Source organism: Cardiobacteriaceae bacterium TAE3-ERU3 (genome assembly GCA_019218315.1).
In the GTDB taxonomy this organism is placed as follows: Bacteria; Pseudomonadota; Gammaproteobacteria; order Cardiobacteriales; family Cardiobacteriaceae; genus JAHUUI01.
In genome coordinates, this window is sequence record JAHUUI010000004.1 from 176867 (window position 1) to 189953 (window position 13087).

The 13087-nt window shown below is 50.2% G+C and carries 15 protein-coding genes; 11 read left to right on the top strand and 4 right to left on the bottom strand.

Annotation, left to right across the window (positions count from 1 at the left end):
* From KRX19_09320 to KRX19_09345, 6 genes are all read left to right on the top strand, one after another.
* Window positions 1-642 (top strand): riboflavin synthase, encoded by a 642-nt coding sequence (locus KRX19_09320; protein MBV7435221.1) that lies wholly within the window; start codon window positions 1-3, stop codon window positions 640-642.
* Window positions 643-664: 22 nt separating this feature from the next.
* Window positions 665-1768: a 3,4-dihydroxy-2-butanone-4-phosphate synthase gene (ribB, locus tag KRX19_09325; protein ID MBV7435222.1), complete on the top strand. Its 1104-nt coding sequence runs from the start codon at window positions 665-667 to the stop codon at window positions 1766-1768.
* Window positions 1769-1787: 19 nt separating this feature from the next.
* Entirely contained in the window at window positions 1788-2264 is a 477-nt protein-coding gene (gene ribE, locus KRX19_09330; GenBank protein ID MBV7435223.1) for a 6,7-dimethyl-8-ribityllumazine synthase, read from the top strand.
* A 64-nt stretch (window positions 2265-2328) separates the two neighbouring features.
* Entirely contained in the window at window positions 2329-2847 is a 519-nt protein-coding gene (gene nusB / locus KRX19_09335) for a transcription antitermination factor NusB (protein MBV7435224.1), read from the top strand.
* The gene (locus tag KRX19_09340) at window positions 2819-3076 is read left to right on the top strand and encodes a recombinase RecA (protein MBV7435225.1); all 258 of its coding nucleotides are present in this window, start codon (window positions 2819-2821) and stop codon (window positions 3074-3076) included. Before nusB ends, KRX19_09340 begins: the two co-directional genes overlap by 29 nt.
* Entirely contained in the window at window positions 3073-3585 is a 513-nt protein-coding gene (locus tag KRX19_09345) for an NAD(P)H-dependent oxidoreductase (GenBank protein MBV7435226.1), read from the top strand. The genes KRX19_09340 and KRX19_09345 overlap by 4 nt, the downstream gene beginning before the upstream one ends.
* Window positions 3586-3772: 187 nt before the next feature.
* Here KRX19_09345 and KRX19_09350 read toward each other — a convergent pair whose 3' ends face one another.
* Window positions 3773-4495, bottom strand: coding sequence for a transglutaminase family protein (locus KRX19_09350; protein MBV7435227.1), 723 nt, complete (start codon window positions 4493-4495; stop codon window positions 3773-3775).
* Between the two features lie 192 nt (window positions 4496-4687).
* Here KRX19_09350 and KRX19_09355 point away from each other — a divergent pair, with 192 nt between their 5' ends.
* Entirely contained in the window at window positions 4688-5188 is a 501-nt protein-coding gene (locus KRX19_09355) for an alpha/beta hydrolase (protein ID MBV7435228.1), read from the top strand.
* Between the two features lie 9 nt (window positions 5189-5197).
* Here KRX19_09355 and KRX19_09360 read toward each other — a convergent pair whose 3' ends face one another.
* Window positions 5198-5797, bottom strand: a complete 600-nt coding sequence (locus KRX19_09360) for an NAAT family transporter (GenBank protein ID MBV7435229.1) — start codon at window positions 5795-5797, stop codon at window positions 5198-5200.
* Between the two features lie 451 nt (window positions 5798-6248).
* Here KRX19_09360 and KRX19_09365 point away from each other — a divergent pair, with 451 nt between their 5' ends.
* The gene (locus tag KRX19_09365) at window positions 6249-7421 is read left to right on the top strand and encodes an MFS transporter (protein MBV7435230.1); all 1173 of its coding nucleotides are present in this window, start codon (window positions 6249-6251) and stop codon (window positions 7419-7421) included.
* A 105-nt stretch (window positions 7422-7526) separates the two neighbouring features.
* Window positions 7527-8114 carry a BON domain-containing protein gene (locus KRX19_09370; GenBank protein ID MBV7435231.1) on the top strand — a complete coding sequence of 196 codons (588 nt, stop codon included), beginning with the start codon at window positions 7527-7529 and terminating at the stop codon, window positions 8112-8114.
* A 121-nt stretch (window positions 8115-8235) separates the two neighbouring features.
* Here the strand turns inward: KRX19_09370 and KRX19_09375 are convergent, their stop codons facing one another.
* On the bottom strand, window positions 8236-9510 hold the full coding sequence (locus KRX19_09375; protein ID MBV7435232.1) for a valine--pyruvate transaminase: 1275 nt from the start codon (window positions 9508-9510) through the stop codon (window positions 8236-8238).
* A 117-nt stretch (window positions 9511-9627) separates the two neighbouring features.
* Between KRX19_09375 and KRX19_09380 the strand changes: the two genes are divergently transcribed.
* Entirely contained in the window at window positions 9628-11280 is a 1653-nt protein-coding gene (locus tag KRX19_09380) for a phospho-sugar mutase (GenBank protein MBV7435233.1), read from the top strand.
* A 142-nt stretch (window positions 11281-11422) separates the two neighbouring features.
* Here KRX19_09380 and htpX read toward each other — a convergent pair whose 3' ends face one another.
* Complete coding sequence (gene htpX, locus KRX19_09385; GenBank protein MBV7435234.1) at window positions 11423-12289, bottom strand: protease HtpX; 867 nt, start codon at window positions 12287-12289, stop codon at window positions 11423-11425.
* A 258-nt stretch (window positions 12290-12547) separates the two neighbouring features.
* Here htpX and KRX19_09390 point away from each other — a divergent pair, with 258 nt between their 5' ends.
* The gene (locus tag KRX19_09390; GenBank protein ID MBV7435235.1) at window positions 12548-13072 is read left to right on the top strand and encodes a hypothetical protein; all 525 of its coding nucleotides are present in this window, start codon (window positions 12548-12550) and stop codon (window positions 13070-13072) included.
* The last annotated feature ends 15 nt before the right edge of the window (window positions 13073-13087 follow it).

Here is a 13087-nt window from a genome sequence, read left to right on the forward strand (position 1 = left end):
ATGTTTACCGGCATCATTGCCTGCACTGGCACGCTCAGCGAACGCACGCAACATGGCGACGATCAAACCCTGACCATCCATGCCCCCAACTTCGACTTCAGCCAAACTCAGCTTGGCGACAGTATCGCAGTCAACGGCGTCTGCCTCACTGCCGTCGATCTCGCTGCACAGCAATTCCGTGCCGACGTCTCGGTTGAAACCCTGACCCACACTACCCTCGGCGCCCTCGCCATCGGCAGCCGCGTCAACCTCGAATCTGCGCTGACACTTGCTACCCCACTCGGCGGTCACCTTGTCAGCGGCCACGTTGACGGCATCGGCGAACTCGTCGAGCGCCATAGCGACGCACGCAGTGAGCGCCTTACCTTTCGTGCCCCACGTAACATCGTCCGTTACATTGCCACGAAAGGCTCAATCACCATCGACGGCATCAGCCTCACCGTCAACCACGTTGACGGCGAACAGTTTAGCGTCAATATCGTGCCACACACCCTGAGCCGCACCACACTAGGCAACTATCACAGCGGCCAACAGGTCAATCTCGAAGTGGACCTCATTGCACGTTATGTCGAGCGCTTGCTCATCAGCCCGAGCGACAGCGGCGAACTTACGCTTGATCGCCTGCGCGACCTCGGCTACTGACCCAACCACAGCGGACACCAGCATGAATCTCAACACTACCGAAGAAATCATCGCCGACCTCAAAGCGGGAAAAATGGTCATCATCATGGACGATGAAGACCGTGAAAACGAAGGCGATCTGATGATGATTGCCGAACACATCACCCCCGAAGCGATCAACTTCATGGCCAAATACGGGCGCGGCCTCGTCTGCCTGACCATCTCGCAAGCGCGTTGCGACCGCCTCAAGTTGTGGCCGCAAGCGACCAACAACGCCTCGGCTTTCTCGACCAACTTTACCGTATCGATCGAAGCTGCTGAAGGCGTCACTACCGGCATTTCAGCGCATGACCGCGCACGCACCATACAAGCTGCTGTAGCCGAAAATGCTCAACCCACCGACCTTGTCCAGCCCGGCCACATTTTCCCCATCGTTGCACGCGAAGGCGGTGTCTTAATCCGCGCAGGGCACACCGAAGCGGGCTGCGATTTTGCCCGCCTTGCCGGATGCGAACCAGCCGCCGTCATTGTCGAAATCCTTAAAGATGATGGCACCATGGCACGCCGCCCTGACCTTGAAATCTTCGCCGCCGAGCATGGCCTCAAAATAGGCACTATTGCTGACCTCATCGCCTACCGTCTCGAACGCGAACAAACCGTCACCCAAGTTGCACAATGCGAACTGCCCACTGCATACGGCACGTTCAAACTCGCCGCCTACCAAAGCATTCTCGATGAAACCCTGCACTACGCGTTGGTCAAAGGGACTATCCCAGCTGATCAGCCGACCTTTGTGCGTGTCCATGTACAAAATGCCCTCGGTGACCTATTCCACGCCAAGCTCAGTGAACGCACATATAGTATTGATGATGCCCTTACCTGCCTCGCACAAGAACCACACGGTATCATCGTCGTCATCGACGAAGCACACACTAATAATGACATTCTTGCGCGAATGCACGCTTTCACCCACAACGACCCACCGCCGAAACGCGCCCAAGAGCAAGACCTACGCACCTATGGCATCGGCGCACAAATTCTTATCGACCAAGGCGTAAGCAAAATGCGCCTACTCTCAACGCCATATAAATTCACCGGGCTCTCTGGCTACCAGCTAGAAGTCAGCGAATTCATCCAACCCGAATAATAAAGAACAAGGAATAACCATGAATCAGCAAGTCAACCGCATCGAAGGCGACTTCGTCCTTGAAGACGCACGCTACGCCATCATCTGCTCACGCTTCAACGAGCTCATCGTCAGCAAACTCGAAGCCGGCGCCATCGACACCCTCAAGCGCCACGGCACTGAGCTCAGTAATATTGATGTCATCTACATACCCGGTGCACACGAACTCCCTATCGCTGCACAACGCCTCGCAGCCACCGGACGCTACGAAGCCATCATCGCCCTTGGTGCCGTCATCCGCGGCTCAACAGCGCACTTTGACGTCGTCGTCAATGAATCGAGCAAAGGCCTTGGGCAAGTCGCACTTAAGCACGACCTACCAGTCCTTAACGGCGTACTTACCACCAACAGCATCGAACAAGCAATCGAGCGCGCAGGTACCAAAGCCGGTAACAAAGGTGCCGAAGTTGCCCTTGCCGCCATTGAAATGGTTAGTCTGCTGCGTCAAATCAACTAAGGCTTATCAGCCATTTAGTGCCACAACAATTGAATTTTTAATGAAATAAGCCCCGAAGGACACCATGAGTAAAGCGCCCAACCTTAAAAGACAAGCCATCGAACAGCGCAGCCGCGCCCGCCGCCAGCTGCTGCAAATCCTCTATCAATGGCAAATCAGTGGCGACGAACCGCGCCAAGCCTATCTAAACCGCCTCACTGACCCACAAACCGGCGACGTTGACCAGCACTATTTTGACGATGCTTACGGCTATATCTGCGAGCACAACGACGTCCTCGAAGCCGCCTACAGCGACTATATGAGCCGCCAGCCAAAATTCCTCGACCCCATCGAGCGCGCGATACTGTGGATCGGTGCGTATGAAATCAAGCAGCGCTTCGACATTCACCCCAGCGTCAGCATCAATGAAGCTGTCGAACTCGCCAAGCAATTCGGCGGTGAGGATAGCTACAAATTCATCAATGCCACGCTAGACAAACTGGCCAAAAGCAGCAACGCCACACCTGCTGCCAAAGCAGCAGAGGCTGCGCAAGACGACGTAGCCATTGAGCAAGATGAAGACGCAAACAACGGGCTTTCCTGAGCAAGAGAAAACCATATTGCGTGCCGTTAAAGGCGTTGGTGATACCGTCATCCAGCGCCTGGAAATGATGGGCTTTACCCGTCTTGAGGAATTGGCAAATGCTGATGTTGACGATATTCTTTACCGCGGCAGCGAACTGACCGGTAGTAGCTGCTGGCGCAACAGCCCACAAGCAAGAAAAGCCATTACCAGCGCGATTGCCGCCGCTAAACAACAGGAGCAAAAATGACCGTTCTCGCCTTCGCTGCCAGTAACAGCAGCACATCAATCAACCACCAGCTAGTGAGCTACGCCGCATCACTGTGTGGCGATACCAAAGTGATCAAGCTGACCGACTACGATATTCCGCTGTACGATCCTGACCACGAGAATGAGCACGGTATTCCCGGCGAAGTACAGCGTCTGCATGATGAAATTGCCGCCGCCGACGCTCTGATCATCAGCCTTGCTGAACATAACGGCAGCCCAAGTGCTTTTTTCAAAAGCCAAATCGACTGGCTATCGCGCCATAACCGCCCTTTCCTGCAAGGGAAGAAAATCATCCTGCTCGCGACCTCACCCGGCGCTGGCGGCGCACAATCAGCGCTTTCCATTACCGAGAAAATGCTGCCGTTCTTTGATGGCGAAGTCGTCGCGACCGTCTCCGTACCCAAGTTTTATGAGGTATTCCAAGACGACAAACTCATCGACAACGACCTCGACCAGCAGCTCAAAGCAGCACTGGCAAAGCTAAGCTAAACCTCTATTCAGTGTTGTGCCACCGTACTGTTTCAGCCATACAGTGGCACAAACTGACGCAAAAATGACTCAGTAAAAACTTGGGGGCTGCCCTTGAATATCAATCGCCCCCAGACTGCCCCCGACAAAAAGCAATCTCAGACAACAAAGCGAAAGATGCCAACGTCACCAATTGCGTAAATCACGATCACTTTTCGCCCTCTACCTGCCATAATTTCGCTCTAATTTTTCTCACATTTTTGTTCATTTGATGTCTGACGATATGGCTATAAATCCACTGTTTTAGTGGGCTTAATTTCTGCTGATGCTTGGCATAAAACGCATCAGGCGTATTAAACAATCCAAAATCCTGATTAATGCCTTTGTCTTGGATATAGGTGTCATTCAAGTCCCAATCGACATTAGGATTGGCGAAGTTATCCGTATAAGCGCCAAAGCCACAAAATGTTGTTTTGCAGTCAGTAAACATCGCTTGTAGTGCCTTCAAATATTTTCTATCCAGAATAATGCCTTCCAAGTTGTACCACGTATCATTTACATTCACTTCGACCCAACTGTGCAGAATATTTTTGGGTGAAAAGTAATACCAAATCCCGCTAATTGCACCTTTTTGTAATGCCTTATCGATCGTAAATCCGTGCAATCTATTTCTAATGCCAACGCCGCGAAGCAGTGCCATCAATAAAGTTGCTTTAGTGTTGCATTGCCCGTAGCCATCTGCCAAAACTTTTGAAGCGGAAATATCATCACTGGCGTTATAGCCAAACTCAATATCATCTCGCACAAAGTTGTAAATAGACTTAACCCGCTCAATTTCGCTCAATCGCCGCCAGTTTTTTTGCGCAATCAACGCCTGAATCTCAGGGTGGGCATAGTCTAAAATCTTCGTTTCTTGCATTAATTCATCCATTTTGACTGCTCCGAATTGGCTCGTCATTCACATGAGTATTCTATTCGCACCTCAGCATGCATCTTAATTGAAAATAACTTCGCTGATGCTTTATCGCCCTACTCAAGCCATCTTCAGAGCCGTGTAGCGGCTATGCCATCGACGCTGTAATACGGTATGATTCAGAAAGATAAGTTATACAGGCAAACAACCATGCACGTTATCCTTTCACACGGCCGCGGCAGCTCGGCCAACGCCAAAAAGATCGTCTATCTAGCCCGCACAGCAGAAGCATTAGGGCACACCACCCACCGCGTCAATGACATCGACACTCAAGACCCTGACGAACGCCTCAAACGCCTGATTGCCACAGTTAAAGATATTGGTGAGCCTTTGGTTTTGGTTGGCTCAAGCATGGGTGGCTATACATCGGTGCTTGCTGCCGAACACTGTCAGGACTTGCGCGGCCTATTTTTGATTGCACCTGCACTCTACGTACCGCAATACCAGCAGCGCACCTACCCAACAGATTTGCCGCACACCGAAATTGTGCATGGCTGGGATGATGATGTGATTCTCTACGAACATTCGGTGCGCTACGCACGCGAAGCTGATGCAACGCTACACCTGATTGCAGGTGATCACGTCCTCCACCAAGCAACGGCTCAAATTACCGGCTTGTTTGATGCATTCCTGCGCAAGCTTGGGGATTAAAAGCTTCGCTTAGACACTATGAACGTAGTCAGTAAAGGCATTGAGCAGCATCTGAACTGAGACTGCGAGTAGGATCATCCCCATCAAGCGCTCAATTGCCTTTAGCCCACGATGCCCCAGCACGCGATAGAGATACACGCCAAAATACAAAATGATGGCAGACACAAACCATGCCAAAAGTACGGCATATAGCCAGCTCGAAAAGTGCTGTGGATCATTTTCAACCAATAGAATCAGGGTCGCAAGCAAAGACGGGCCGGCGAGTAACGGCATCGCCAGCGGCACAATTAACGGCTCAGAATCAGTATCATCATCCCCCATCACGCCACCACCGCCACGCATTGGAAAAATCATGCGCATGGCAATGGTCAATAGAACCAGCCCCCCAGCAATAGCAACTGCTTCACGCGAAAGGTTAAGCACTTTCAGTACCGCCGAGCCTGAATAGAGGAACAGCAGCATAATGACCAATGCGATCAGTGTTTCGCGCACGATAATACGCTGCCTGCGGCGCTGCGGCACATTCGCCAGCACACTCATCCATATAGGCAAGTTACCGAGCGGATCCATAATTAAAAATAGCGTCACAGCCGTTGCAATAATTTCCATACCAGTTCCGAGTGAAATAAATGCGTATTGTATCGTCTAAAGAGCCCTAATCCCATTCACTGCGGGAAGTATCACACCATACATGAGGCTTAAGATAATTTTTAATTGACTACCCAATGCAATAATCTGCTTTACACAGATATCGGGAATAAAACTTAGTACTGTACGAAGTGATGCACTTGGATATATAAGTTCTGAAGGTAGAGGCAAAAACTAGCACGAAATCTGATTAAAAGCTTAGGCCAGCACGCACATACTATCCAAAGATGGTATAGATAAAGTCGGTGAAAATTTTGATAGAAATAAGGGTATTTGTAGAAAAATCATAATTTTATAAATATCATTTTTCTTAATTACCCACTGAAAGCACCCTCGTTTAATGACATCGTATGACAGCACTCTATGCTAAAATCGATGCTCTAGTTTCCATCATGACAAAGCCGTTGATCTTATGAACCAGCGCCCTTATTTGCTCTTCAGCCTTGCTGTTATTTTGCTCGCAGCCAATTTGCGTGCGCCAATTATTGCCGTTGGGCCTTTGGTTGAAACCATTCGCAGCGCCATCGACTCAACACCAACAATCATGGGCTTGATTGGCACCCTGCCAGTCCTCACATTTGCAGCCTGCTCTCCTTTTGCTGCTAAATTGGCACGGCGCTTTGGCCTTGAAAACACCATTCTCGCAGGCTTGATTCTAATTGCCGCTGGTGGCTTGTTACGCTCGCTGTTTGCCAGTGAATGGACCATCATGCTCGGCACGGTGATTCTTTGCGCCGGTATTACCATGGGTAATGTGCTACTTGCTGCTGCGATCAAGCGCGATCAGCCATCGCGCATCCAGCGCATGACGGCACTACAAATGTTCTCGTTCAGCATTCTTTCAGCACTTTCAGCAGCACTTGCCGTACCTATCGCCAAGGTAGCCGGATGGCAGTGGGCGTTGGCTGTATGGTCTCTGCTCTCCATCCCAGCTTTTTTTGTCTGGCTGAAAATCCGCAGCCAGCAACACCAGCGTAACTTACCAGCACAATCTCCAGCAAACCCTGCTTTTAATGTATGGCGCAGTGCGCTGGCGTGGAAAATCAGCCTCTACACCGGGCTGCAATCCATGATGTTCTACACTCTCGTTGCATGGCTTGCGACCATCATTGCAGCACGTGGATTTTCCGAAACGGAAGCCGGTTATTACAATACCTTGTTCCAGCTCATTGCCCTTCCGACCGCCCTGCTGATCTCACCACTCAGCGAACGATACAGCCGAATGGATCACCTGCTGGCTGGTGCTTCAGCGCTGATTTTTACCGGTATAGCTGGCGTCTGGTTTGCACCTACATCATTAATGTGGCTGTTCACCACCATTCTCGGTATTGGCGGCTGCGCCAGCTTTACCTTCTGCTTGATGCTGTTCGCCATGCGCGGCGAGACAGCTGCCCAATCCGCTGCTTTATCCGGCATGGGGCAAACTGTGGGCTATGCGATTGCGGCAATTGGCCCAGTCGCGGCTGGCTGGCTATATGAGACTAGCGGAGGCTGGCAAATACCAATATATGCGCTGCTGATCGTCAATGCACTGCAACTCACAATCGGCTGGTTTGCAGGTAAGCCAGAGAAGCTGGCCGCATAAAACTTCAGTAATGCCATCTAACTGTAAACATGCAGATTTGACCGTATTGAATTGATCGGTGCTATTATTGTAAAAATTCTCTACCGCATTATAAGGATATTGCCAATGAAACCACTACGCTATCTTCTCCCTCTCGTTGCAGCATCTTGCCTGCTCTCAGCATGTGTGCCTGTTCTGCTTGGCGGCGCAACGACTACAGCAAGTGTCGTTCACGACCGCCGCACTGCCGGCTCGATCGTCGATGACAATGCACTCGAGGTTAAGATAAATGCCATTATTGCCAAAAACTCCCCTCTTGCTGATCAAAGCCATGTAAACGTCACAGGCTACAACGGTAATATTCTACTGACCGGAGAAGCGGCAAGTGAGCAGGTTCGTCAGGCAATTGGCAACATCGCTTCAGCCGAGCCTAATGTTAAAAACGTCTATAACCGCATCATCATCGGTCGTGCCAGCACGCTTCTGGAGCGCGCCTACGATGCCAAGCAGACGGCAAAAGTTAAAGCCGCAATGTTCGACGTTAATATTCCAGGTTTTGACCCAACTCGGGTGAAGGTCGTCACTGAGCACGGCACAACGTACCTACTCGGCTTGGTTACAGCACAAGAAGGACAAGAAGCTGCAAGAATTGCAAGCCGCGTGTCTGGAGTTAGAGAAGTCGTTACCTTATTTGAAGCACCTGCTGCCCTATAAATTAACGACACAACACAAAGCCCCATAAGCTTGTTTACTTATGGGGCTTTATTTTTGGCATCCAAATACTTGATACAACGCCGAACACAATTAAGTGCGGCACTCAGTTGTGCGGCCAAGGTTATCCATATACGTCGCGAACAGCCGCAGCGATATCAGCAATTCCAGCCTCCAGCGCCTCATGCGATTGCGCAATACTGATACGGATGCACTCATGCGCATGCGGATAATCAGCAATATCAATCCCGGGGAAGAAATACTCACCAGGTATAACGATCGTGCCTTTTGCCTTAATGCGGGCATAGAGCTCGGAAGTTGTGATTGGTAAATCAGGGAACCACAACCACAAAAAAATGGCACCTTCTGGTTGGTGAATCATCAGAGGCAAGTCAGCAAATGCCTTGTGCAATAATTCGAGCACAAAATCCGTCTGTGCTGCGTAATAAGGCCTGATCACTTCATCAGACAGCACTTTGATTCGGTCATCTTGCAGCAATGGCGTTGCCAGCATCGCGCCCAAGCGCGTCGGGGCGAGATTAATGATCGCATTAAGTGCAGTCACCGCTTCAATCACACTTTCATCTGCCACAATCATGCCGCAACGCAGCCCCGGCATACCCAGCTTCGACAAACTCAAGCACAATATCGTATTCTCATCCCAATGCATTGTCGCGTCAGTCTGCACGATATTAGGGAAAGGCATGCCATAGGCATGGTCGATAATCAGCGGTACATGGTGCTCACGTGCCATCGCTGCGAGACGTGCCATTTCCTCATCAGTCAGTACATTTCCGGTCGGATTGGTTGGCCGTGAGCAGCAAATCGCGCCAATATTGCCTGCAATCAGGTCTGGATGTTGTGCCAAAGCATCAAAATCCACTTTATACTTGAAGAATCCATCCATACCCCGGTAGGTAGTACGGCTGATATGAGGCTGACTTGCCGCAAAGTGAACACCCTGAACGTGCACATCACAATAGCCAATATATTCAGGAGCTAAAGGCAACAATATTTTTTTCTGCGTCCCATCAGCGAACTGACCGCCAAACAAGTTAAAGAGATAGAAAAAAGCATTTTGCGAACCGTTGGTCAACGCCACATTCTTTTCGCTGATACCCCAGCCATAATGGCGATTGAGAAAGCTGACTAACGCTGCAATCAGCTCACTGTCTCCCTGTGGCGGCGCATAGCTGGCAATATTATCAAGAATCTTTTCCCCTGCTTGCTGATAAACCTCAGCAAACACCGCATTCACTGCGGCAATAGAAGCCGGATTCCCGACACCGAGCATATTAAACGTCTTACCACTAGCCTGAGCCTCGCCGATATCCGCCATTAAGCGCAAGATACCTGACTGAGCGGTAAATTTTTCACCGAAGCTTGAAAACTGCATCATTTCATCCCAATGAATAAAACATGAGCATAGCATGAGAAAAGCACACTAAAAATGCTTTTTCCTTGCTCGATTACCCCTAAAAAACGATAATAATCCAAAGTTAAGAAGGAGCATATCATGCAACAGGAAAAGCTGATCCAGACCGCAAACGCATGGCTGGCGCAAGACCCAGACCAAGAAACGCACGATGAATTGGCATCGTTGATCGAGCAGGCAAAAAAAGGGGATAACGACGCCCTGTCAACGCTTGAAAAGCGCTTTGCCACTCGCTTACAGTTTGGCACTGCTGGATTGCGCGGCCCATTGATGGCCGGCCCTTCCGGGATGAACCGCGTGTTGGTCAGCCAAACGGCTGCCGGCCTCGCCAACTATTTAAATGCCAACTACGATCAGCCATCCATCGTCATTGGCTGTGATGCACGTAAAAACTCTGACGTTTTTGCACGTGATACTGCCGAAATCATGCAAGCAGCCGGCATCCGTACCCTGCTCTTACCTGCGCAATTACCAACCCCCGTACTCGCCTACGCAATTCGCGACTTGGACACATCCGCAGGCGTCATGGTCACAGCCAGCCACAACCCACCACTTGATAACGGCTACAAAGTCTATCTTGGCGGAAAAGATGCCGGTGCACAAATCGTACCTCCTGCGGATAAAGACATCGCCGCTGCCATTGATGAAGTTGCAGCCAATCAATCCGTGAACGACATCCCACGCAGTGAAGTGTATGAGCAACTTGATGACAGCATCGTCGAGCGCTATATCGCTGAGACCATCAAACAGATCAAACATCCTGTACAGCCACTTAACTACGTTTATACCGCGATGCATGGCGTCGGCTGCGAAACCCTTCTGCGCACTATCCGAGCCGCAGGGCTTGATGAACCAACTTTGGTCGAAGCTCAATGTACACCGGACCCAACCTTCCCAACTGTCGACTTTCCCAACCCTGAAGAACCGGGCGCGCTTGATCTCGCCATCGAAGCAGCCGAAAAAGTCGGTGCTGAATTTATCATTGCCAACGACCCGGATGCCGACCGCCTCGCTGTTGCCGTACCTGATGAAGATGGCCAATGGCACAGCTTGCACGGCAATGAAATCGGCTGTCTGCTTGGCTGGCAAGCTGCTCGCCGCGCTGAAACAGCCGGCAAAAAAGGCACTCTTGCTTGCTCGATGGTTTCCAGCCCGGCACTGGCAAAAGTCGCGGCACACTATGGCCTCAACTCAGCAGAAACCTTAACCGGCTTTAAATGGATTGGCCGCGCACCCGAGCTACTTTATGGCTATGAAGAAGCACTAGGCTATTTGGTTGATCCGGAAAAAGTCCGTGATAAAGATGGTATTTCCGCGACACTTGCATTCCTCGATCTGATCATCAAGCTCAAAGGCTGCGGACAGACGCTCGCTGACCACCGCCGCGAGTTTGCTGAGACTTTTGGCGCTTATGCCAGTGGCCAAGTATCCATTCGCGTCACCGATCTCAAGCAAATTGGCACACTAATGCAATCCTTCCGTGCCGAGCCACCAAAAGCCATTGCTGGCAAGGATGTGGTTGAATTTATCGACCACGAGCAAACAGAGCGAAAGAGCAATATTCTCGTTTTCCAGCTCGAAGGTGGCTCACGCGTCATCATCCGCCCATCAGGGACGGAACCGAAAGTCAAAATGTATTTGGATGCTGCCGCCGAAACAGTCGCACAAGCCAAAGAAAGTGTTGCTGCACTCGAAGCAGCTATGCGCGATGAAGCGACTCAACGCAGCGCATAACAAATACTTCTGCCAACATCAAAAAAGCGGATCAAACGATCCGCTTTTTATTTATAATCATAACCTTAAAAGGTGGCATCGTCCCTGACACCACGATTAGCACTTTACCTATCGATTATTACATGAGTGTTACCAGATAACATTAACGCATCGCCTCCAATGCAGCAATACGCTTTTCAAGAGGGGGATGAGTGGAGAATAATCCATTCATCGGCACGATGCCAAAGGCTTTAAAATCTTGTGCCAGTGCACCTTGTGCGCCTTGCTGCTGAACACGCTGCAAGGCACGCAGTGCGGCAATCATTTTGTGCTTTCCAGCAAATGTTGCGCCGCCTTCATCGGCTTTGAACTCACGATGGCGCGAATGCCACATCACTACCAGCGTACCGAGGAAGCCGAGTACAGTCTGTAAAATCATGTAGGTAGCAAAGTAGCCCGCGCTATTGCCACGCCCATCATTACCACGATTGAGCAATGATGCAATAATCTGAGCGAACACAATGACAAAGCTATTGATCGTGCCTTGAATCAACGCTGAGGTCACCATATCACCATTACTGACATGCGCCATCTCATGCCCAAGTACAGCTTCTACTTCATCAGCGCTCATGTGCTGTAATAGGCCGGTGCTTACAGCAACCAACGCACTATCCTTATTCGCACCAGTGGCAAAGGCATTCGGTGCAGGGTGATCAAAAATACCCACTTCCGGCATACCGACACCAGCCTGCTGCGCTTGACGACGAACAGTTTCAACCAGCCAACGCTCGCTTTCATTACGCGGCTGATCAATCACCTGCACGCGCATTTGCCGCTTAGCCATACCTTTGGACATCATCAAAGAGATAAAAGAACCGGCAAAGCCGTAAATACAGGCAAAGGCGAGGAAGCCAACGCTACCAACGCCTTGCTCAGCCAATGCTTGGTTAATGCCGAGCACTTGCAAAATCACTGCAAGCACCGCCATTACCCCGAGATTGGTCGCGACCAATAATAAAGCTGCTTTCATTGTTATTTATGCCTCATTTTTAAAAAAGAAAGCGATTATAACGGCTTGGCAAAAAAATTGAATTGCAGTCACGACAGATTCAAACCCCAAAAATCCATTGCCTCACGCCCTAAAAACCATTGGGCAAATAGCAATTGTCCTGATGCAACAAAGCAAATTCAGTATGCTGGGTAACTCATGCCATGAGAAGCCGTAGCGCTTTCCTTAAGCAGCTACTGTATAATTTTCAAACCTGATCATTCATAAAGTATAACCATAATGAAAAAACCACTCGCCTACCTCGGCATCTTATGCCTGTTTGGCTGCGCCAGCATCGCCACTCAGTTCATCAAAATGGCCGAACCTGAAGATGGACCTCGCGCACGCTTGCGCATTACCGCAAATATGCTCATCAAAGGCGTACCAAACACGGATTGCCTTTCTCTCTCTGCATGGGGCAAGCCGGGTGCGGGCAGTATTTTTGGTGGTATTGTCGGTAGTAGAGGTTATCGCGGCCGCTCTCTGGGCATGCCTAACCCTGAACATATCGACTTGGAAGATAGCGGTGAATTCTACGTCGTGGCCAATCAGCCAATTGCCATAGCTTTGGTGCCCACACCTGAAACGGCGCTACGCTGCGGTATTTCGGGTAGCTTCGTTCCGGAAGAAGGTAAAGATTATCAAATAGACTTAAAAACAGATCGATACGGCTCTGTCAAGTCCATTTGTACGATGCTGCTGCGCGAGATTACCCCGCAAGGGCTCGTTCCTTTACCAATTAAAGATGCAAATTGTGATGGCTAAGAAAAATGGGGCAAA

Excerpts from the sequence above, each read along its gene's own strand:
- KRX19_09320 (MBV7435221.1), top strand. The coding sequence starts at position 1 with ATGTTTACCGGCATCATTGCCTGCACTGGCACGCTCAGCGAACGCACG.
- ribB (MBV7435222.1), top strand. The coding sequence starts at position 665 with ATGAATCTCAACACTACCGAAGAAATCATCGCCGACCTCAAAGCGGGA.
- ribE (MBV7435223.1), top strand. The coding sequence starts at position 1,788 with ATGAATCAGCAAGTCAACCGCATCGAAGGCGACTTCGTCCTTGAAGAC.
- nusB (MBV7435224.1), top strand. The coding sequence starts at position 2,329 with ATGAGTAAAGCGCCCAACCTTAAAAGACAAGCCATCGAACAGCGCAGC.
- KRX19_09340 (MBV7435225.1), top strand. The coding sequence starts at position 2,819 with ATGAAGACGCAAACAACGGGCTTTCCTGAGCAAGAGAAAACCATATTG.
- KRX19_09345 (MBV7435226.1), top strand. The coding sequence starts at position 3,073 with ATGACCGTTCTCGCCTTCGCTGCCAGTAACAGCAGCACATCAATCAAC.
- KRX19_09350 (MBV7435227.1), bottom strand. The coding sequence starts at position 4,495 with ATGGATGAATTAATGCAAGAAACGAAGATTTTAGACTATGCCCACCCT.
- KRX19_09355 (MBV7435228.1), top strand. The coding sequence starts at position 4,688 with ATGCACGTTATCCTTTCACACGGCCGCGGCAGCTCGGCCAACGCCAAA.
- KRX19_09360 (MBV7435229.1), bottom strand. The coding sequence starts at position 5,797 with ATGGAAATTATTGCAACGGCTGTGACGCTATTTTTAATTATGGATCCG.
- KRX19_09365 (MBV7435230.1), top strand. The coding sequence starts at position 6,249 with ATGAACCAGCGCCCTTATTTGCTCTTCAGCCTTGCTGTTATTTTGCTC.
- KRX19_09370 (MBV7435231.1), top strand. The coding sequence starts at position 7,527 with ATGAAACCACTACGCTATCTTCTCCCTCTCGTTGCAGCATCTTGCCTG.
- KRX19_09375 (MBV7435232.1), bottom strand. The coding sequence starts at position 9,510 with ATGATGCAGTTTTCAAGCTTCGGTGAAAAATTTACCGCTCAGTCAGGT.
- KRX19_09380 (MBV7435233.1), top strand. The coding sequence starts at position 9,628 with ATGCAACAGGAAAAGCTGATCCAGACCGCAAACGCATGGCTGGCGCAA.
- htpX (MBV7435234.1), bottom strand. The coding sequence starts at position 12,289 with ATGAAAGCAGCTTTATTATTGGTCGCGACCAATCTCGGGGTAATGGCG.
- KRX19_09390 (MBV7435235.1), top strand. The coding sequence starts at position 12,548 with ATGAAAAAACCACTCGCCTACCTCGGCATCTTATGCCTGTTTGGCTGC.